This window comes from Saccharothrix sp. NRRL B-16314, assembly GCF_000716595.1.
Classification (GTDB): Bacteria; Actinomycetota; Actinomycetes; order Mycobacteriales; family Pseudonocardiaceae; genus Actinosynnema.
Map to the genome: position 1 here is coordinate 308,338 of NZ_JNXC01000002.1, position 19,287 is coordinate 327,624.

The window sequence follows — 19,287 nt, forward strand, 5'->3', positions numbered from 1 at the left end:
CGCGCCCAGCGACCCTGTCCCCATCGGGGTCCCCGATCAGGCGACCCGTCGACGGTCAGCGCGGGGTGGTCGGGCCGGCGGCCTCGCCCAGGCGGACGGTGCCCGCGTCGCGCGCCAGGAGGCTCACCTCGCGGCGCACCCCACCGTCGGCGGCGACCAGCAGCGGCTCGTAGGCGGCCGGTTCGTCGGTGTTCGCCTCGGACAGCAGCGGGATGACGTGCTCGCGCACGTCGAACGGCGACAACGCCCGCCGGTACGCCACCACCGAGTCGAACTCGACGGTCAGCACGAACCGGTCCGCCTCGTCCGTCGACCGGGACAGCTGGCCGCGCCGGCAGCCTGCCTGGGCCGTGAGCAGCGACAACGCCCGGTCGACCCGTCCGGTGAACGCCTCGACGTCGGTTTCCGCCACGGTGAAGCGGCACACGAGCAGCACGGTGCAAGGATGCCACGGTGGCTCGTTACCCGAAGCGCACCCTGATCCCCGGCTCCGGCCCGCTCGCCCGTGTGCCGGCACCCGTCGTGTTCCTGCTGGTCCTGGCTTTGTTCGGCCTGGGCGTGTGGCTGCAGGGCACGGTCGGCGCGCTGCTGCTCGGCGTGCTCGCCCTGGGCGTGGCGACGATGCTCGCCGTGACCTGGCCCCTGCTGACGCCGAGCGCACGCGGGCTGAGGCTGGTCGTGCTCGGCCTGCTGGTGCTCATCGCGGTGTCGGTGGTCTAGCGCCGTAGTATCGGTGGTGAAAATCCATACCACGTGGGAGGCGCCGTGACGGTCGGAGTGCGGGGCGAACACGTGCACTCCCCGGAGCGCCGCGTACCCCCGCCGGCGCCGAGGAAAGCCGCGCGGACCCTGTCCGCCGCCGGTGAGCTGCTGCGGGCGCTCGCCGCGCCGGTGCGGATCGCGATCGTGCTGCAACTGCGCGAGGCCGACCGGTGCGTGCACGAGCTGGTCGAGGCACTGGGCGTGGCCCAGCCGCTGATCAGCCAGCACCTGCGGGTGCTGAAGGCCGCCGGCGTGGTGCACGGGGAGCGGCACGGCCGCGAAGTCGTCTACCGACTCGTCGACGAGCACCTCTCGCACATCGTGGTGGACGCGGTGACCCATGTCGAGGAGGGGCCGCGTGGTATCAACCAGACCGACCGGACCCCCCGGACGGAGGAGATGTGACCACAAGCGAGCGCCCGACCACCGCGGTTCCCGGGCTGCGTTCGACCAAGCAGCGCACCGCCGTGTCCAAGCTGCTCGATTCACTCGGCGAGTTCCGCTCGGCCCAGGAGCTGCACGAGGAGCTGCGCAAACGCGGTGAGGGCATCGGCCTGACCACGGTCTACCGCACGCTCCAGTCGCTGGCCGACGCCGGCGAGGTGGACGTGCTGCGGACGGACTCCGGTGAGGCGATCTACCGGCGCTGCTCCCAGCACCACCACCACCACCTCGTGTGCCGGGGTTGTGGGCGCACGGTGGAGGTCGAGGGCCCGGCGGTGGAGAAGTGGGCCGACCGCGTCGCGGCGGAGAACGGGTTCGTCGAGGTCAGCCACACGGTGGAGATCTTCGGCACGTGCCGGGACTGCGCCGCCTCCGGGAAGGGCGGGAAGGCGCAGCCGTCCTAGTTCAACCCCCGTGGTTCAGCCCTCGTAGGTGTCCTCCGGCGTGGCGATCGGCACCACCTCGGACACGGTGAACGTCGGCACGAACGCGCTTTCCTTGGTCGCCGAGCCGGGCACGACCCGGCCGGTGGCCTCGACCCACTGGTCGATCGGCAGCGCGCCGAAGTCCTGACCCACCATCTTCGCCTTGACCGGCGAGGCGTCCGCGGCGCAGCAGGAGATCGTCAGCCGGGCGACGAACACGTCGCCGTCCTTGCGCACGACGAACCCGGTGAGCTTGACCGTGCGGTCGTCCAGCGAGCCGGAGTCGTCCCACGCGGTGCGGGTGACGAACTCGCTGATGGTGAGCGGGATGACCTCGTCGGACGGGAGCGGCGCGAAGCCGTTCGACGCCTTGGCCTCCTGCGCGGCGTTGCGGTCGGACCGGTTGACCGTGTCCGCGCCCAGCGCGGGCGGGCTGATCAGGAACACGGCGAAGACCGGCAGCAGCAGCATCCACGGGCTCCTGGACGTGCCGTGCTCGTGCCCCGCGTGCTCGATCCCGCTGGGGTTCTCCACGCCGCCGCGGATGTCACGCACGACCGACACGAGCGCCAACACCACCATGACGGCGCCGGTGACGACCAGCCAGGGCTGCAACGACTCCTTGACGTACCGCAGGTAGGTGCCGGTCAGCGCCAGTTTCACCAGGGCGCCGCCGAGCAGCACCAGCAGGATGTTCTGCGTTTCTCGTCTCATGGGTTCTCACGCCTCACAGGAACACCGCTCCCGCCGCCAGGGCCGACGCGATCGCCACCACGAACGTGGCGGGGGCGAAGCGCGCCGCGAAGGACTTGCCGAACGCGCCCGCTTGCAGCGCGATGAGCTTGACGTCGACCGCCGGGCCGACGACCAGGAACACCAGCCGCGGCAGCAGCGGCAACGCCGACATGGAGGCCGCGACGAACGCGTCGGCCTCGCTGCACAGCGCCAGCACCACGGCCAGCAGCGACAGCACCAGCACGGCCAGCACGATCTGACCGCCGAGCGTCTCCAGCCAGGCCTGCGGCACGAGCACGTTGAACGCCGCCGCGAACACCCCGCCGAGCACCAGGAACCCGCCCGCGTCGACCAGGTCGTGCCGCGCGGTCTCGGCGAACACCACCCAGCGGGACGTGCCGTCGTTGTCGGGCAGTCGGCGCAGCGCGCGCTCGGCGATCCACTCGGCCTTGCCGAAGCGGGTCCAGAGCCAGCCCATGACCACGGCGGTGAGGAGGGCGCCGAAGAACCGCGCGGGCACCATCATCGGCGCGTTGGGGAACGCGACGGCCGTGGAGACCAGCACGATCGGGTTCACCGCGGGCGCGGCGAGCAGGAACGTCAGCGCCGCCGCGGGTGCCACGCCCTGCTGCATCAGGCGGCGGGAGACGGGCACGGACGCGCACTCGCAGCCCGGCAACGCCACCCCGGCGACACCGGCGACGGGCACGGCGAACGCGGTCTTCTTCGGCAACGCCCGACGCAGCGCGCTCGCCGGGATGAACGCCGCGATCGCGCCGCTGATCAGCACGCCGAGCACGAGGAACGGCAGGGCCTGCACGCAGATCGCGACGAAGACGGTGGACGCCGTCCGCAGCACCGCCACGTCGAGCGCGCCGACCAGCCAGTCCTGCAACACCAGCGCCAGCACGAGCAGCACGCAGAGCACTTCGAGGGAAGTGATCCTCCAGCGCGGCGACGGGCGGCGCTGGCGCGACCCACGGATCTCGCCAGTGATTGTCACTGTCGAGATGATGCCAGAACCACTGCCCGCTGCTCACCGACCTACGGCTGGTCTTCAGCCACCGGCCACACGACGGTCACGAGCGGTACGTTCAAGTCGTGGACTGGCACCGGTGGCACGCGGACTACGACCGTCCCGACTCCCGGCTGGCGCTGCGGCTGCATGCCGTCCGGGCGCAGGTCCGGGCCGCGCTGGACGACAGCCCGTCCGGGCCGCTGAAGGTGCTCAGCCTGTGCGCCGGCCAGGGACACGACCTGCTGGGCGTGCTCGCCGACCACCCGAGGCGCGATGACGTCCGGGCGCGCTTGGTGGAGTTGGACGCGCGGAACGCGGCGATCGCCGGAGCGACGGCGCGGGCGGCCGGCTTGACGGGCGTGGAGGTGCTGACGGCCGACGCGTCGATCACCGACCACTACCGGGACCTGGCGCCGGCGGACCTCGTGCTGGTCTGCGGGGTGTTCGGCAACATCACCGAGGAGGACATCGAGCGGACCGTCGACCACTGCGCCGGGCTGGTCCGGAAGGGTGGCACCGTCATCTGGACCCGACACCGCGACGCCCCGGACCGGGTGCCGCTGATCTGCGAGTGGTTCGAGGAGCGCGGCTTCGAACGCCGGTGGCTGTCCGACCCGGGCGTGGGCTACGGCGTCGGCGCGCACCGCTTCCACGGCGAACCGCGGCCTCTGGTCGCGGGCACGCGCATGTTCACCTTCGTGGAGGACGCCGACGCCTAGCGGGGTGGTCGACGAAGCCGCCCTCCACCCCGCCGACGACGCCTACTCGGGCGCCTCGTCCTCGTCCCGCAGCTCGGCGATGGTCGCCAGCACGTCCGCCGCCTCGATCACCGGCAACAACGGCTCCACCACGGCCGTCACGCCACGGCTCGCGGCGAGCACTTCCTCGGCCAGCTTCACCGCGTCGTCCCGCTCATAAGGCCCGCACACGAACGAGGCCCACTCCTCCCCCGCCGACGCCTCGAACGTGATGGCCCAGGGCAGGCCCTCCACGTCGAACTCGTCGTCGGGCTCGTACACGATCACACCAGCCATCAGGCACCGTCCCCGGTTCCGGCGAGCAGCTCGTTGCGCAGCTGCGAAGCAGTGGACACGACCAACATGAGCAGCGTGCTCAACGGCTCCGGCTTGAGCCCTTCGGCCGGGAACGCGTAGCGCAGCGTCACATCCATCCCCCGCTCGGTGTTCACCACACCGAGCGTGCCGAACAGGCCCTGACCAGCGCGTTCAGCGGCGGACACGGCCAGCGTCGGGTCGTTCGGCAGATCCCACGCCACCACGCACGTCAGGCTGAGCACGGTCAGGCCCTCGGCCAACCGCATCGCCTGCACCGCGCACGGCACCTCCGCGTGCTGGAAGCTCAGCGCCCCGTCGTCGTCGACGTGCACCTCGTGGAACATCTCCAACGCCTCACGGGCCGCGGTGAGCAGTTCCGCGGTCACCGCGGCGTCCTCGTCGGTCACTCCGAATCCTCCACGTCGGGCTTGTCGACAGCGCCACCGAAGCGCCGGTCGCGCATGGCGTACGCCTCACAGGCGCGCCACAGGTCCAGCCGGTCGAAATCCGGCCACAGGATGTCCTGGAACACCATCTCCGCGTACGCCGACTGCCACAGCAGGAAGTTCGACGTGCGCTGCTCGCCGGACGGCCGGATGAACAGGTCCACGTCCGGCATGTCGGGCTGGTACATGTACTTCGCGAGGGTGCGCTCGTCCACCTTCTCCGGGTTGATCTTCCCGGCGGCCACCAGCCTGGCGATCTCCCGCGCCGCGTCCCCGACCTCGGCCCGCCCGCCGTAGTTGATGCACATCGCGAGGTTCAGCACGTCGTTCTCCTTCGTGCGCTCCTCGGCGACCTCCAGCTCCTTGATGACGCTGCGCCACAGCCTCGGGCGACGGCCGGCCCACCGCACCCGCACGCCCAGCTCGTCGAGCTCGTCGGTGCGGTGGTGGATCACGTCGCGGCTGAAGCCCATGAGGAAGCGCACCTCCTCCGGGCTGCGCCGCCAGTTCTCGGTGGAGAACGCGTACAACGACAGCCACTTCACGCCCATCTCGATGGCGCCCTTGGCCGCCTCGACCACGACGGCCTCACCGCGCTTGTGCCCCTCGACCCGGGACAGGCCGCGCTGGTTGGCCCAACGCCCGTTGCCGTCCATCACGATCGCGATGTGCCGGGGCACGAGGTCCACGGGCAGCACGGGCGGTGTGGCGCCGGTCGGGTGGGGTTCCGGGGGTCGGGGAGCGCGCTGGACGCGCTCGACCCGCCGTCGGCGGAGCATGACGGTCCTCTCAGGGGTGACTGCGGGGTTTTTCGTGGGGCAGGTGACTCTAACCGTCGGCCGGCTGCGCCTTTCGCTCGACCAAGGGCAGCGAGCGCAACTGCCGTTCCAGGTGCCACTGGAGGTGCGCGGCGACCAGGCCGCTGGCGTCGCGCCGAGCACCGGTGGGGATGCCCTCCACCACGTCCCACCTGCCGTGGAGCAGGGCGGCGAGCAGGCGCAGCGTGTCCGCGGACGGCGTGGCGCTGCCCGGCGGACGGCACCGCGGGCACACCATGCCGCCCGCGTGCACGTTGAACGCCGTGTGCGGCCCCGGGTCACCGCAGCGCGCGCAGTCGTCCACCGCGGGCGCCCACCCCGCGAACGCCATCGCCCGCATCAGGTAGGCGTCGAGGATGAGCGAGGCGTCCCGCTCCTTCGCCGCGAGCGCCCGCAGTGCGCCGGTGACCAGCAGGTACAGCCGGAGGACGGGTTCGCCCTCCTCGGCCGTGAGCCGGTCGGCCGTCTCCAGCACCGCGCACGCCGCCGTGTAGCGCTGGTAGTCGTCCACCAGGACCACGCCGAACGCGTCCAGGGTCTCCACCTGGGTGACCACGTCCAGCGACCGCCCGGGGTAGAACTGCACGTCGACGTGCCCGAACGGCTCCAGCCGCGCGCCGAACCGGGACGACGTCCGGCGCACGCCCTTGGCGACCGCGCGCACCTTGCCGTGCTTCTGGGTGAGCAGCGTGATGATGCGGTCCGCTTCGCCGAGCTTCTGCACCCGCAGGACCACTCCGGTGTCCCGGTAGAGGTTCGCCATGGGGAACCCCCTAGAAGCCGAGTCTGCGCAACTGCTTCGGGTCGCGCTGCCAGTCCTTGGCGATCTTGATGTGCAGGTCGAGGTAGACGCGCGTGCCGAGCAGCTTCTCGATGTGCCGGCGCGAGGTGATGCCGACCTGCTTCAGCCGCTCGCCACGGTGGCCCAGGATGATCGCCTTCTGGCTGGGGCGCTCGACGAACACGTTCGCGTGGATGTCGACAAGGTCGTCCCGGCCCTCGCGCGGCAGCATCTCCTCGACCACGACGGCGATCGAGTGCGGCAGCTCGTCCCGCACGCCCTCCAGCGCGGCCTCCCGGATCAGCTCGGCGACCAGGGTCAGCTCCGGCTCGTCGGTCAGCTCGCCGTCCGGGTACAGCGCCGGGCCCTCGGGCAGCTTGCCCAGCACCAGGTCGGCGAGGGCGTCGACCTGGTAGCCGTCCACCGCGGAGACCGGGATCAGGTCGGCGAAGTCCATCACCTTCTGGAGCGCGAGCAGCTGCTCGGCCACCTGCTGCTGGCTGACCAGGTCGGTCTTGGTGACGATGCCGATGACGGGCGTGCGCTTGGCGATCTTCTCCAGCTCGGCGGCGATGAACTTGTCGCCGGGGCCGACCTTCTGGTCGGCGGGCACGCAGAACCCGACCACGTCCACCTCGCTCCACGTCTCGCGGACCAGGTCGTTGAGGCGCTGACCGAGGAGCGTGCGCGGGCGGTGCAGGCCGGGGGTGTCCACCAGGACCAGCTGACCGTCCTCGCGGTGCACGATGCCCCGGATGGTGTGTCGGGTGGTCTGCGGCTTGCTCGACGTGATCGCGACCTTGGTCCCGACCAGCGCGTTGGTCAACGTCGACTTGCCTGCGTTGGGGCGGCCGACGAAGCACGCGAACCCGGAACGGTAACCATCCATCCGCCCATTGTCCCCGCACCCGCCGGCCGCGCCGCGCCAGCCCTGGTCAGTCGTTGTCAAGTCCTCGAAACGCCCGCAGCCCGAGCCCCGGCGCCCGCTCCTCCCGGAACCACGACAGGTAGTCGTCGTCCTCGGGCGCCGCGCGGACCACCGCGCACCACTCGTCCCGGTCGAGCACGGCCCGGTAGCGGTCCAGCAGCTCCCGCGCACCGGTCGTGTGGAGGTGGTGCGCAATCGCGAGCACGTGCCGGAGCCGCGCCTGCGTGGCCTCCTGCCGCCCCAGGTGGCCCGCGTGCGCCGTCAGGACCGCGTGGGCGGGCGGGTAGCCCTCCAGGGTCATGCCCATGCCGCCGCACCCGGCCATCGTCGACAGGATCCGCGCGGTGTGGTCCACGAGATCGTCGTCGGACTCGGTGGTGATCGCCTCGTGCAGGTGCGCCTCGGTGGCCACCCGGCCCGCGAAGTAGCCGTTCAGGAAGTCGCCGTCGCACGACCTGCGGAGCAGCCAACTCCGCACCTCGTCGCCGCCGACCTGGCACAACGCCTCGACGACGTAGACGCGGCCCCAGCCGGCGACCCGGTCACCCAGCCACAGCAGGGCGTCGACACCCCTCCGGCGGCGTTTCAGCGCCTCGGCGGCGAGTGGGCCGAACGTGTTCGACAACAAGCCGATCGTGCGAATCAGCGGGATGTCGTCCCCTGCCCGGTCGGACGCCAGCAGCGCGAGGCCGACGGCGACGGACGACTTGTCGGTGCCGTGGCGAACCAGCCACCGGCCGGTGTCCCGGACCCGTTCCCGGTCGGCCCGCAGCGCGGCGGCGGTGATGTGGTCGTTGCGGTGGATCGGCACGGCCAGGTCGCGCACGGCCTCGGCCAGGACGTGGTGCTCGGCGGCCGGGTCGGCGAAGTGCCGGTCCAACGCCGCCGCGACATCGGTGCCCACCAGGCGCTGGTCGTCGATCCGGCGGCGCCGGGCCGGTTCGTTCGGGAACGGCTCGCCGTCCCTCGGCAGCGGTGCGTCGGGGTGCCGCTCGTGCAGGCGGAGCGCGTGGTCGTACAGGGAGATCCGGGGGCCCGCCCCGGTCGTCTCGCTCACCGGCGGACGGAGGACTCGATTCTCGTGATCATGATCGCGATCCTAATCGCTTGGCGAACCCACACGCGGGCGTGTGGCTCAGGCCTGCTTCGCGGGTGGCACGATGCGGTTCACCTCGAGGGTCGTCGGCATCGGGCCGCCGTCGGCCAGCCAGCGCTCCAGGTCGTCCATCACCGCGTCGTGCAGGACGAACCCCAGCCACACCGGCTTCTGGCCCGCCGGCTTCACCACGATCACGTTCGAGTTCTCGCACGCGTCGAGGCAGTCGGCGGTGCGCATTCGCAACCGGCCGCCGGAGTTGTCGGCCAACGCCCGCAACCGCCGCACCTGCTCGTCGTGGTCGTAATCCGGGTGCTTCTTGACGGTGCCGCAGCAGCAGCCGCGGCACACGGTGATGTAGTCGCGCACTTACACGGTCTCCTGCACGGCGCCCGACGCGTCGGCGCGGAAGACCTTCGCATCGGCCGTCAGGTCGCGCACGGCGGCCAGCGAGTCCTCGTCCACCGCACCGGCGGCGGTGACGACGGCCGCCGCCTCCAAGCCCTCGGCGCCGCTGGACACGGCGGCGGCCACCGCGGCCTGCAACGCGGTCAACTTGAGCGACGGCAGGGCGACCGTGGTGGCCGCGTAGGTCCGGCCGTCGGTGTCCCGCACCGCCGCACCCTCGGGCGTACCCGTCCGAGCCCGCGCCGAACGCGCCAGCGTGATGATCTTCTGGTCCTCGGGGTCGAGGTCAGTCACCGTTGGTCCCCTCGCTGTCGTCGCCGTTCACCGGGCGGACCAGCACCGTCGTGATGCGCATCCGCCCGCGTTCGTCCTTGCCGCCCTCGGCCCGCATCCGCAGGCCCGCGATCTCCGCCTCGGTACCCGGCAGCGGCACCCGGCCCAGGCGTTGGGCCAGCAGACCGCCGACGGTCTCCACCTCGTGGTCGTCCAGCTCAGTGCCGAACAACGCGTCCAGGTCGTCCACCGGCAGTCGCGCGCTGACCCGCACCGAGCCGTCGGTCAGGTGCTCCACCGGCGGCCGGTCGTCCGTGTCGGACTCGTCGGTGATCTCGCCGACGATCTCCTCCAGGATGTCCTCGATCGTGAGCAGCCCCGCTGTGCCGCCGTACTCGTCCACCACGATCGCCAGGTGGTTGCGCGACAGCTGCATCTCCCGCAGCAGGTCCGCGAGCGGCTTCGAGTCCGGGATGAACGACGCCGGCTTCATCACGTCCGCCACCGTCGTGCCGTTCGGCTCCTCGGCCAGCGTCAGCCGCACCAGGTCCTTGAGGTTCACCACGCCGACGATGTCGTCCACGCTCTCCCCGATCACCGGCACCCGGGTGTACCCGGTGCGCAGCGACAGGGCCAGCGCCTGCCGGACCGACTTGGTCTGCTCGATCCACACGATCTCGGTGCGCGGCACCATCACCTCGCGCGCGATCGTGTCGCCCAGCTCGAAGACCGAGTGGATCATCTCCCGCTCGCCCTCGTCCACGACGCCGCGTTCCTGCGCCATGTCCACCAGCTCGCGCAGCTCGACCTCGGACGAGAACGGACCCTCGCGGAAACCCTTGCCGGGGGTGATCGCGTTGCCGACCAGGATCAGCAGCTTGCTCAACGGCCCCAGCACCCGGCCGAGCACCCGGATCGGACCCGCCGCGAGCAGGCTCACCGCGTACGGGTGCTGCCGGCCGAGCGTCCGCGGACCCACGCCGACCAACACGTACGACACCACGAGCATGCTCAGGCCGGCGACCAGCATGGCCACCCAGTCGCTCCCGATGAGCCCCAGGCACACCACCGTCACCAGCACCGTCGCCGCCAGCTCGCAGCCCAGGCGCAGCAACAGCAACAGGTTCACGTGCCGCGGCCGGTCGGCCAGCAGCGCGATCAGGTGACCGGTGCCGGCCCGACCCTGCCGCTGCAACGCCTCGACCCGCGCCCGCGACACCGTGCCGAGGGCCGCGTCCACCCCCGCGAACGCACCCGCCGACAACACCAACACCGCGGCCAGCACCAGCAAGCCGGTGGGACTGCCCATCACCTCGGCCGCCTCAGGGTGTCGACTCGGGCCGGTCCGCGTCCTCCAGGCCGACCGCCCCGAGCAGCTTCGAATCGGCCTCGCGCTGCGCGGACTTGCGCTCGGCATCGGCCGCGGCGGTGCGGAAGTCGCCCAGGATGCGGTTCTGCAACGTGAACATCTCCCGCTCCTCGGCGGGCTCCGCGTGGTCGTAGCCGAGCAGGTGCAGCACGCCGTGCACGGTCAGCAGGTGCAGTTCGTCGATCAGGCTGTGGCCCGCCTTCTTCGCCTGGTCCTTGGCGAAGTCCGGGCACAGCACGATGTCCCCGAGCAGCGCCGGGCCGAGGCCCGCGGCGTCCGGTCGGCGGGCCGAGTCCAGCTCGTCCATCGGGAACGCCATCACGTCCGTCGGGCCGGGCAGGTCCATCCAGCGCTGGTGCAGGTCGGCCATCACGTCCAGCTCGACCAGCAGGACGGACAGCTCGGCCAACGGGCTGACGCCCATCCGGTCCAGGGCGAACCTGGCGGCGGCGACGATGGACGACTCGTCCACCTGGACGCCCGACTCGTTCGCGATCTCGATGCTCACGGCGCCTATCGTCCCCGGCGCTGCCCGCGCGACCGCGCACCGGGTCCGGTGTGGTGCTGGTGCGCGTCGCCCTCGTCCTGGTCGACCTGCCACTTCTCGTAGGCGTCCACGATGTCCGCGACCAGCCGGTGGCGGACCACGTCGCTGCTGGTCAGGATGGAGAAGTGGACGTCGTCCACACCTTCCAGGATGTCCCGGACCACCTTCAGGCCGCTGCGCTGACCACCCGGCAGGTCGACCTGGGTGACGTCGCCGGTCACCACGATCTTCGAGCCGAACCCCAGACGGGTGAGGAACATCTTCATCTGTTCGGGCGTCGTGTTCTGCGCCTCGTCCAGGATGATGAACGCGTCATTAAGGGTCCGACCGCGCATGTAGGCCAGTGGGGCGACCTCGATCGTGCCCGCCTGAGTGAGGCGCGGGATGGATTCGGGGTCGACCATGTCGTGCAGCGCGTCGTACAGGGGGCGCAGGTACGGATCGATCTTCTCGTAGAGCGTGCCGGGCAGGTAGCCGAGCCGCTCGCCCGCCTCGACCGCCGGGCGGGTCAGGATGATGCGGTTGACCTGCTTGGCCTGGAGCGCCTGCACGGCCTTCGCCATGGCCAGGTAGGTCTTGCCGGTGCCCGCGGGGCCGATGCCGAACACGACGGTGTTCTGGTCGATCGCGTCCACGTAGTGCTTCTGGTTCAGCGTCTTCGGCCGGATCGTGCGGCCACGCCGGGAGATGATGTCGAGGCTCAGCACCTCGGCGGGCGACTCGCTGGTGCCCGCGGACAGCATCGCAACCGTGCGGCGGACCGTGTCGGGGCCCACCTGCTGGCCGCGGCCGGCGAGGGTGATCAGCTCGGAGAACACCCGTTCGGCGAACGCGACGTCGGCGGGCTGGCCGGAGAGCGTGATCTCGTTGCCGCGCACGTGCACGTCGGCGTCGAGCAGCTCCTCGGCGAGTCGGAGGTTCTCGTCACGCGACCCGAGCAGGGCGAGCACCGCACCGTCGGGCACGGCGAACTTGGATTGGGCGTCGGCCGCGGCCCGGTCTGCCTGCGGCGTGTTGTCAGCGGTACCGGCCACGTGGCCTCGGGCCCTCTTCCTGCGCGTTCGCGCCGTGCTCGGGGTGAACTCGACCTTCTGCGTCCGATGCTAGCCGTCCCCACCGACAGTCCGCACTGGAGTAACAACGGGTTGGACACGGCGTGTTCACCAAGAGCGTGGCGGGATCGCGCTCGCCGACCGCCGACGACGTGCCCGCCTGCACCCGCCTCGCACCGGACCGGCCGCGGTACCGGGAACGTGGGGAGTAGCCGTTCCCGCCGCGCGCCGGAACCGTTTTCGTGCTGGTCGACGCCATCAAGCCGTGCTGAACGCCCTCGACATCGCTTGCACGCGACTTCGTACGGCAGGTCGGCAACGGCACTCGGTGACGGTGCTCATCAGGGCGTTCGGCGGTGCCGGTTCACGCCTGCGCGAGGTCTTCGGGCAGGACGTCAGGCCAGGGGGCCGAGCCGACGTCCGCCGAGCACGTGCAGGTGGGCGTGGAACACGGTCTGGCCCGCGTCCTCGCCGGTGTTGAAGAGCAGCCGGTAGCCGCTGTCCACGACGCCCTCGGCCTTCGCCACTTCACCGGCGGCCAGGAACAGGTCGTCCAGCACGGTGGGCGCGGCGGCGGCGAGCGCCACGGCGTCCGGTGCGTGCACCTTGGGCACCAGCACGACGTGCGTCGGGGCCTGGGGGGCGATGTCGCGGAACGCCAGCGTGGTGTCGGTCTCGTGCACCACGGTCGCCGGGATCTCGCGGGCGACGATGCGGCAGAACAGGCAGTCGGACATGGCTCCGCAGGCTAACCCACCAGTGAGTCCTACGTTCGCGTCGCGTGAGTCGTACCTTCCGAACCCGCGAGTCCTACGTTCGGGACCCCCGAGTTGAACGCTCAGAACGGCCGCCGTGGGACGCGAGCGTTGAACTCACGGGTTCCGAACGTAGGACTCACAGGTTCCGAACGTAGGACTCACAGGTTCCGAACGTAGGACTCACAGGTTCCGAACGTAGGACTCACAGGTTCCCAGGGACATGTGGTCGGTGTCGGGGAGGGCGATCAGCTCGGCGCCGGAGGCCGCGGCGAACGCCTCGCTCTGCGCGAACGGCACGTCCTCGTCCGCCTCGCCGTGCACCAGGACCAGGGGCTTGGCGATCGGGAGCTGGGCGGCCGGGGAGGCGTCGGCGTAGCGGGCCGGGACCTCGGCGGGGGTGCCGCCCAGCAGTTCCGCCGCACGGCGGGTGATCTGCGGGTGCTGGAGGAAGTCGAGCACCCCCGCCTGGGCGACGGCGCCGGACACGCGCGGGTGGCGGGCGGCGGCCCAGACGGCGAGGTGACCGCCGGCGGAGTGACCCAGCGTGACTACGGGGCCGAGTGCGGGGTCGAGGGCGTCGATCGCGGCCAGCACGTCGTCTCCCGTCGCAGGCCACCCACCGCCACCGCCCACCCGGCGGTACTCGATGTTGTAGGCGGCCACGCCGTGGGCGACCAGGTCGGCGGCGAGGGGTCGGCCGAGTTCCAGCCCATATCGCTGATGCCAAAAACCACCATGGATTACCACGACAACGGGAAATGATTCACCAAGCGGCGAGGAATACTCCCCGAACTGGCTCGGGTGCGGCCCGTAGACGATGCGCAATCGAAACCATCCTGTACGCAAAAAAGAGGCCGCGTCGCGGTGGGACCTGGGGGTCGTCCCACCACGACGCGGCGGCGCCGGACCGAGGGGGGAGGTGTCCGGCGAGTCTGGTGTCGAAGGGCCGATCACGGCTATGCGAATGCAGCCCCTCTGCCCATGAGCGTAACCCCTACTTCAGGTGTTCGCCAGAAGGGAGCAACCCTCATTACGCCCAGCGATCGGTCAGCACACCCAGCGCACCCAAAGCCACGGCCGCCGCGGTGGACGCGCGCAGCACTGTGTGCCCCAGTCGAACGGCCTGCGCGCCCGCACCGGTCAACGCCGACAATTCCTCGTCGGTGATGCCGCCTTCCGGTCCGACGACCAGCAGCACATCACCCGAAGCGGGCAGCTGAACCGATCCGATGCCCACCGACGCTGATTCGTGCAATACCAGAGCCGCCGCCGAGGACGCCGCCAGCCGCACCAGCCCGGACGTCGAAACGGGTTCCCCGACCGACGGCACGCGGGCCCGGCGAGCCTGCTTGGCCGCCTCGCGCGCGGTGCTCCGCCAGCGTTCGAGGGCCTTGGCCCCGCGCGGACCTTCCTCCCATTTCGTCACGCAGCGCGATGCCCGCCACGGCACGACGCCGTCCACGCCCGCCTCCGTGGCCAGCTCCACGGCCAGTTCGCCGCGGTCGCCCTTCACCAGCGCCTGCGCCACGACCACCCGCACGGACGGCGGCGGCACGACCCACCGCTCCACGACGCTTAGCCGCAGCGAGTCCTTCAACGCCTCCGACACCACGCACCGCACCTGTGCGCCCGTGCCGTCGGAGAGCACCAGCTCCTCCCCCGCGCGCAACCGCCGCACGGTGGCCGCGTGCCGCCCTTCCGGGCCGTCCAGCACGGCCTCGGCACCGGAGGGCAGCGCGGCGACCAGGAAGACGGGCAGCGTCACCGGTGGTTGCGGCCGGAGCGCAGCCGCGAGAACAGCCCCCCGCCGCCCTTGCCGTTGTGCGCGAGCGTCGGCTCGTCCTCACCGCGCGACACGGCCAGTTCGCGCAGCAGTTCGGCCTGCCGGGCGTCCAGCTTGGTCGGCGTCACGACTTCGAGGTGGACGTGCAGGTCGCCGCGGCCGTCGATGCGCCCGCTCGACCGCAGCCGGGGCATGCCGCGCCCGGTGAGCACCAGCTCGGTGTTCGGCTGGGTGCCGGGCTCGATCTCCAGCTCCTCCTCGCCGTCCAGCGTCTGCAGCGGCAGCACCGCGCCCAGGGCGGCGGTCGTCATCGGGATGCGCACGGAGCAGTGCAGGTTCGCGCCCTCCCGCTCGAAGACCTCGTGCGGCACCTCTTCGACCTCGACGTACAGGTCGCCCGCCGGTCCGCCGCCGGGGCCGACCTCGCCCTGACCGGCCAGCCGGACCCTCATGCCCTCGGCCACGCCGGGTGGGATCTGCACCGAGATGGTCCGCCGGGAACGCACCCGACCGTCACCCGCGCACTGCTGGCACGGGTCCGGGATGACCTCGCCGAGACCGCGGCACACCGGGCACGGCCGGGCGGTCACGACCTGGCCCAGGAACGAGCGCTGCACCGACTGCACCTCGCCCCGCCCGCCGCACGTGTCGCAGCGGATCGGGGACGAGCCGTCCGCGCAGCCGCTGCCGACGCACCGGTCGCACAGGATGGCCGTGTCGACGGTCAGCTCGCGCGAGGCGCCCGCCGCGCACTCCTCCAACGTCATCGACAGCCGGATCAGCGCGTCGGAACCGGGCTGCACGCGGCTGCGCGGACCACGTCCACCGCCGCCGCCCGCGCCGAAGAACGCGTCCATGATGTCGCCGAGACCGAAACCCGCGAACGGGTCGCCGCCGCCCCGGCCGCCGCCCGAGTCCAACGGGTCGCCGCCCAGGTCGACGACCTGCCGCTTCTTCGGGTCCGAAAGGACCTCGTAGGCGGCGGTCACCTCCTTGAAGCGCGCTTCCTCGTTGGGGTTGATGTCGGGGTGCAGCTGCCGCGCGAGCTTGCGGTAGGCGCGCTTGATCTCGTCGGGAGTCGCGTTCTTGGCGACCCCGAGCGTGCCGTAATAGTCCCTCGCCACCGTGTTTCCTCCTGCGAGCGCGCTGCGAAACGCGCTCGCTCGCTGTGCGAAACGTCCTGCGGGACCGCGGTGTTCCCCCCGCCGTCACCGTCCGGTCAAGATCTCCCCCACGTAGTTGGCGACCGCTCGCACGGCTGCCATCGTGCCGGGGTAGTCCATGCGCGTCGGCCCGACCACGCCCATCCCGCCGAGCAGGTTGTCCCGGCTTCCGTAGCCGATGGACACGATCGAGGTGCTGCGCATCTCGGCCGCTTCGTTCTCCTCGCCGATGTGCACCAGGATCCTGCCGGGGTCGCGGGCGGCGGCCAGCAGCTTGAGCACCACGACCTGCTCCTCCAGCGCCTCCAGCACCTGGCGCAGCGAACCGGGGAAGTCTGCCACGTTGCGGGTGAGGTTCGCGGTGCCACCCAGCACCAGGCGTTCCTCGGGGTGCTCCACCAGCGACTCGATCAGCACGGTGCTCACCCGCAGCACCGCGTCGCGCAGCTCGCTCGGCACGTCCTCGGGCAGCTTGGCGACCTCGGCGGAGGCGTCGGACAGGCGTTGGCCGACCATCGCCGCGTTGAGCAGCGACCGCATCCGGGCCACGTTCTCCTCGGTGATCACGTCGCCGAGGTCGACCGAGCGCTGGTCGACCCGGCCGGTGTCCGTGATCAGCACCAGCATCAGCCGGGCCGGTGTGATGGCCAGCACCTCGATGTGGCGGACGGTGGAGCGGCTGAGCGTCGGGTACTGGATGACGGCGACCTGGCGGGTCAGCTGGGCCAGCAGCCGGACGCTGCGGCGCAGCACGTCGTCGAGGTCGTAGGCGCCTTCGAGGAAGTTCTGGATGGCCTTGCGCTCGGGCGTGGACAGCGGCTTGACCTCGCTGAGCCGGTCCACGAACAGGCGGTAGCCCTTGTCGGTCGGCACGCGGCCCGCGCTGGTGTGCGGCTGGGTGATGTACCCGTCCTCCTCCAGCGAGGCCATGTCGTTGCGCACGGTCGCGCTCGAAACGCCCAGGTTGTGCCGTTCGACCAGGGCTTTCGACCCGACCGGCTCCTGGTTGGACACGTAGTCGGCGACGATCGCGCGCAGCACGTCGAACCGGCGCTCATCGGCGTTCACCGCCGTCACCTCCAGGAAGTCGTACTGCTCCACCTTGAGTTTACGGAGGTTGGGGCGGGTATCGGAAAACTCGGTCGCCGGGGTTCGGCACCTCCGGATAGCTTCCCGTGTGCCCAACCGCATCGTGCTCACCCGCATCCAAGCCGCCCTGCGCGACGCCATCAGGGCGGACGCCGAGCGCGTCGGCCCGTTCCTGGTGCGCTTCGACGCGCACAGCGACCACCTGTTCCTGAACTACGCCGTGCCCGACGACGACGTCACGGTCACGCCCGCCGAGGTGGAAGCCCTGGTCACGGCGTTCCGCGAGCGGTCGCGGACGCCGAGGCTCGAGTACCTGCGGCCGGCGCCGCTGGTCGACGGGGTGCTGGCGGCGGCCGGGTTCACGGTGGACCAGCTGCTGCCGATGATGGTGGTCGACGTGCTGACCGCGCCGCCGCTGCCGGAGGGGCTGGTGCTGGAGGCGGTGACGTCGGACGCGGATCTGCTCGCGGTGTCGGTGGTGCAGAACACGGCCTTCGGTGTCGGCGGGACGGCAGGCGAGGAGGACGTGGCGCGGCAGCGGGGCCTGCTGCGCGACAACGGCGTGATCGTGCTGGCCCGCTTGGACGGCGAGCCGGTGGGCGCGGGCGCGTACACGGCGCCGCGCCACAACCTGTCGCAGGTGGCGGGCATCGCGGTGCTGCCGTCGTTCCGGGGGCGTGGCATCGCGTCGGCGGTGTGCGCGGACCTCACCGCGCGGGTCTTCGACGCGGGTTGCACGCCGTTCCTGGAGACCGAGCCGGACGACAAGGTGACCCGCCTCTACGGGCCGCTCGGGTACCGGACGATCGGAGAGTCGGCGTCGATCACGCTCAAGTAAGGCCGGCCACACCCGAGTTGGTGCCGGCCACGCCCGAGCAGTGCCGGCCGCGCTCAGGTCGGCCGGCCACGCCCGAGCAGGCCGGGCCGCGCGCTCAGGTGAGGCGGCGCACCACGGCGTCGGCGAGCAGCCGACCCCGGTCGGTGAGCACGCATTTCCCCTGGTCCAGGGCGGTGGCGTCGAGCAGGCCGTCGGCGGCGGCCGACTTGGCCTCGGCCTGGCCGTCCGGGTCGAGCACGTCCAGCGGCAGACCGGTGGCCAGGCGCAGCTCCAGCAGCACGCGTTCCACCCGGCGGTCGTCGTCGGTCAGCACCTCGCGGCCGGCGGCCGGTGACGCGCCCGACGCCAGCAGTTCGGCGTACTTCGCCGGGTGCTTGACGTTCCACCAGCGCACGCCGCCGACGTGGCTGTGCGCGCCGGGACCGGCGCCCCACCAGTCGGCGCCCTGCCAGTACAGGAGGTTGTGCCGGCACGCGGCCTCCGCCGACGCGGCCCAGTTCGACACCTCGTACCAGTGCAGGCCGTGCGCGGCCATGGCCGTGTCGATCAGCTCGTACTTGTCCGCCAGCACGTCGTCGTCCGGCATCGGCAGTTCGCCGCGGCGGACCCGGCGGGCCAGCGCGGTGCCCTCTTCCACGATCAGCGCGTACGCCGACACGTGGTCCACGCCCGCGCTGCGCACCGCGTCGAGCGACGCCCGGAGGTCGGCGACCGTCTCGCCGGGCGTGCCGTAGATGAGGTCGAGGTTCACGTGGTCGAAGCCGGCCGCTCGGGCTTCCTGCGCGGCGGCCACCGGACGGCCGGGCGTGTGCACCCGGTCGAGCAGGGTGAGGACGTGACGTGCGGCGGACTGCATGCCGAGCGACACCCGCGTGTAACCAGCGTCACGGATGCCGGCGAAGAAATCGGGTGACGTCGACTCCGGATTCGACTCGGTGGTGATCTCCGCGCCGGCCGCCAGGCCGAACGACGACCGGACCGCCTGCAACACCTGGCCCAACCCGTCGGCGCCCAGCAGCGAGGGCGTGCCGCCGCCGACGAACACCGTGTCGACCGCCGGCGGTGCGCCCAGCACGGCCGCCGCGAGGTCGAGTTCCCGCCGCAGACCTTCCAGCCAGGACGCCGGTGACGCGGAAGTGCCCAGCTCACCGGCGGTGTAGGTGTTGAAGTCGCAGTAGCCGCACCGGGTCGCGCAGAACGGGACGTGCACGTAGACGCCGAACGGGCGGTCACCCAGACCGGTGAGGGCGGCGGCGGGCAGCGAGCCGTCGGGTGGCGCGGGATCACCGATCGGCAGGGCGGAGGGCATGACGCCCATTGTCCCATTTACCAGCACCGCGACCGTCGTCCCACGATGCGGATGGCGGTGGACCACGGGGTGGACGCGTGGCACGCTGAGGCACATGACATCGACCGGAGTGCGCCTGGTGGTCCGCCGCCACGTCGACTTCCGTCGTGTCTCCAGCGCGATGTGCCGTCGTTCGGCATAACCCGCGCCT

25 protein-coding genes are annotated in these 19,287 nt (G+C 71.5%); 5 read left to right on the top strand and 20 right to left on the bottom strand.

The features are described from left to right. Positions 1-55: 55 nt before the first annotated feature. On the bottom strand, positions 56-436 hold the full coding sequence (locus OQ02_RS06415) for an antibiotic biosynthesis monooxygenase family protein (RefSeq protein WP_033437300.1): 381 nt from the start codon (positions 434-436) through the stop codon (positions 56-58). Positions 437-453: 17 nt separating this feature from the next. On the opposite strand from OQ02_RS06415, the gene OQ02_RS06420 reads away from it, so the two are divergent. The 3 genes from OQ02_RS06420 to OQ02_RS06430 are packed head-to-tail and all read left to right on the top strand — an operon-like array spanning position 454 to position 1,610. After that, the gene (locus OQ02_RS06420) at positions 454-720 is read left to right on the top strand and encodes a hypothetical protein (RefSeq protein WP_081915423.1); all 267 of its coding nucleotides are present in this window, start codon (positions 454-456) and stop codon (positions 718-720) included. A 45-nt stretch (positions 721-765) separates the two neighbouring features. Continuing rightward, positions 766-1,167: an ArsR/SmtB family transcription factor gene (locus tag OQ02_RS06425; protein WP_033437301.1), complete on the top strand. Its 402-nt coding sequence runs from the start codon at positions 766-768 to the stop codon at positions 1,165-1,167. Continuing rightward, positions 1,164-1,610 carry a Fur family transcriptional regulator gene (locus tag OQ02_RS06430; protein ID WP_033437302.1) on the top strand — a complete coding sequence of 149 codons (447 nt, stop codon included), beginning with the start codon at positions 1,164-1,166 and terminating at the stop codon, positions 1,608-1,610. The genes OQ02_RS06425 and OQ02_RS06430 overlap by 4 nt, the downstream gene beginning before the upstream one ends. Before the next feature lie 15 nt (positions 1,611-1,625). Here OQ02_RS06430 and OQ02_RS06435 read toward each other — a convergent pair whose 3' ends face one another. Together OQ02_RS06435 and OQ02_RS06440 are read right to left on the bottom strand one after the other, a co-directional pair. Then, positions 1,626-2,345, bottom strand: coding sequence for a TIGR03943 family putative permease subunit (locus OQ02_RS06435; RefSeq protein WP_033437303.1), 720 nt, complete (start codon positions 2,343-2,345; stop codon positions 1,626-1,628). A gap of 13 nt (positions 2,346-2,358) precedes the next feature. Then, positions 2,359-3,369: a permease gene (locus tag OQ02_RS06440; RefSeq protein WP_033437304.1), complete on the bottom strand. Its 1,011-nt coding sequence runs from the start codon at positions 3,367-3,369 to the stop codon at positions 2,359-2,361. A 98-nt stretch (positions 3,370-3,467) separates the two neighbouring features. Between OQ02_RS06440 and OQ02_RS06445 the strand changes: the two genes are divergently transcribed. Next, positions 3,468-4,103: a methyltransferase domain-containing protein gene (locus OQ02_RS06445; RefSeq protein WP_033437305.1), complete on the top strand. Its 636-nt coding sequence runs from the start codon at positions 3,468-3,470 to the stop codon at positions 4,101-4,103. A 42-nt stretch (positions 4,104-4,145) separates the two neighbouring features. Here the strand turns inward: OQ02_RS06445 and OQ02_RS06450 are convergent, their stop codons facing one another. From OQ02_RS06450 to hrcA, 16 genes are all read right to left on the bottom strand, one after another. Then, complete coding sequence (locus tag OQ02_RS06450) at positions 4,146-4,418, bottom strand: hypothetical protein (RefSeq protein ID WP_033437306.1); 273 nt, start codon at positions 4,416-4,418, stop codon at positions 4,146-4,148. After that, positions 4,418-4,846 (bottom strand): YbjN domain-containing protein, encoded by a 429-nt coding sequence (locus OQ02_RS06455; RefSeq protein ID WP_033437307.1) that lies wholly within the window; start codon positions 4,844-4,846, stop codon positions 4,418-4,420. The genes OQ02_RS06450 and OQ02_RS06455 overlap by 1 nt, the downstream gene beginning before the upstream one ends. Then, entirely contained in the window at positions 4,843-5,664 is an 822-nt protein-coding gene (locus OQ02_RS06460) for an isoprenyl transferase (protein ID WP_033437308.1), read from the bottom strand. Before OQ02_RS06460 ends, OQ02_RS06455 begins: the two co-directional genes overlap by 4 nt. A gap of 49 nt (positions 5,665-5,713) precedes the next feature. Further along, positions 5,714-6,466, bottom strand: a complete 753-nt coding sequence (recO, locus tag OQ02_RS06465) for a DNA repair protein RecO (protein WP_033437309.1) — start codon at positions 6,464-6,466, stop codon at positions 5,714-5,716. A 10-nt stretch (positions 6,467-6,476) separates the two neighbouring features. After that, on the bottom strand, positions 6,477-7,373 hold the full coding sequence (era, locus tag OQ02_RS06470) for a GTPase Era (RefSeq protein ID WP_033437310.1): 897 nt from the start codon (positions 7,371-7,373) through the stop codon (positions 6,477-6,479). Between the two features lie 46 nt (positions 7,374-7,419). Further along, positions 7,420-8,469 (bottom strand): hypothetical protein, encoded by a 1,050-nt coding sequence (locus OQ02_RS06475; RefSeq protein ID WP_051771943.1) that lies wholly within the window; start codon positions 8,467-8,469, stop codon positions 7,420-7,422. 78 nt (positions 8,470-8,547) lie between these two features. Then, positions 8,548-8,877 (bottom strand): hypothetical protein, encoded by a 330-nt coding sequence (locus OQ02_RS06480; protein WP_033437311.1) that lies wholly within the window; start codon positions 8,875-8,877, stop codon positions 8,548-8,550. Then, entirely contained in the window at positions 8,878-9,210 is a 333-nt protein-coding gene (locus OQ02_RS06485) for a hypothetical protein (RefSeq protein ID WP_033437312.1), read from the bottom strand. It abuts the gene before it with no gap. After that, entirely contained in the window at positions 9,203-10,498 is a 1,296-nt protein-coding gene (locus OQ02_RS06490) for a hemolysin family protein (RefSeq protein ID WP_033437313.1), read from the bottom strand. The genes OQ02_RS06485 and OQ02_RS06490 overlap by 8 nt, the downstream gene beginning before the upstream one ends. Before the next feature lie 13 nt (positions 10,499-10,511). After that, positions 10,512-11,066 (bottom strand): rRNA maturation RNase YbeY, encoded by a 555-nt coding sequence (gene ybeY, locus OQ02_RS06495; protein ID WP_033437314.1) that lies wholly within the window; start codon positions 11,064-11,066, stop codon positions 10,512-10,514. Positions 11,067-11,071: 5 nt separating this feature from the next. Then, positions 11,072-12,139, bottom strand: coding sequence for a PhoH family protein (locus tag OQ02_RS06500; protein ID WP_033437315.1), 1,068 nt, complete (start codon positions 12,137-12,139; stop codon positions 11,072-11,074). A 413-nt stretch (positions 12,140-12,552) separates the two neighbouring features. Continuing rightward, on the bottom strand, positions 12,553-12,894 hold the full coding sequence (locus OQ02_RS06505) for a histidine triad nucleotide-binding protein (RefSeq protein ID WP_033437316.1): 342 nt from the start codon (positions 12,892-12,894) through the stop codon (positions 12,553-12,555). A 201-nt stretch (positions 12,895-13,095) separates the two neighbouring features. Next, entirely contained in the window at positions 13,096-13,869 is a 774-nt protein-coding gene (locus OQ02_RS46925; protein ID WP_331281525.1) for an alpha/beta hydrolase family protein, read from the bottom strand. 76 nt (positions 13,870-13,945) lie between these two features. Continuing rightward, positions 13,946-14,680 carry a 16S rRNA (uracil(1498)-N(3))-methyltransferase gene (locus OQ02_RS06515; protein ID WP_033437318.1) on the bottom strand — a complete coding sequence of 245 codons (735 nt, stop codon included), beginning with the start codon at positions 14,678-14,680 and terminating at the stop codon, positions 13,946-13,948. Beyond that, entirely contained in the window at positions 14,677-15,822 is a 1,146-nt protein-coding gene (gene dnaJ / locus OQ02_RS06520; RefSeq protein WP_033437319.1) for a molecular chaperone DnaJ, read from the bottom strand. The genes OQ02_RS06515 and dnaJ overlap by 4 nt, the downstream gene beginning before the upstream one ends. An 84-nt stretch (positions 15,823-15,906) precedes the next feature. Beyond that, complete coding sequence (gene hrcA / locus OQ02_RS06525; protein ID WP_033437459.1) at positions 15,907-16,929, bottom strand: heat-inducible transcriptional repressor HrcA; 1,023 nt, start codon at positions 16,927-16,929, stop codon at positions 15,907-15,909. 109 nt (positions 16,930-17,038) lie between these two features. Here hrcA and OQ02_RS06530 point away from each other — a divergent pair, with 109 nt between their 5' ends. Further along, on the top strand, positions 17,039-17,788 hold the full coding sequence (locus OQ02_RS06530) for a GNAT family N-acetyltransferase (RefSeq protein ID WP_051771951.1): 750 nt from the start codon (positions 17,039-17,041) through the stop codon (positions 17,786-17,788). Positions 17,789-17,882: 94 nt separating this feature from the next. Here OQ02_RS06530 and hemW read toward each other — a convergent pair whose 3' ends face one another. After that, the gene (gene hemW, locus OQ02_RS06535) at positions 17,883-19,097 is read right to left on the bottom strand and encodes a radical SAM family heme chaperone HemW (protein ID WP_033437461.1); all 1,215 of its coding nucleotides are present in this window, start codon (positions 19,095-19,097) and stop codon (positions 17,883-17,885) included. Positions 19,098-19,287: the final 190 nt, after the last annotated feature.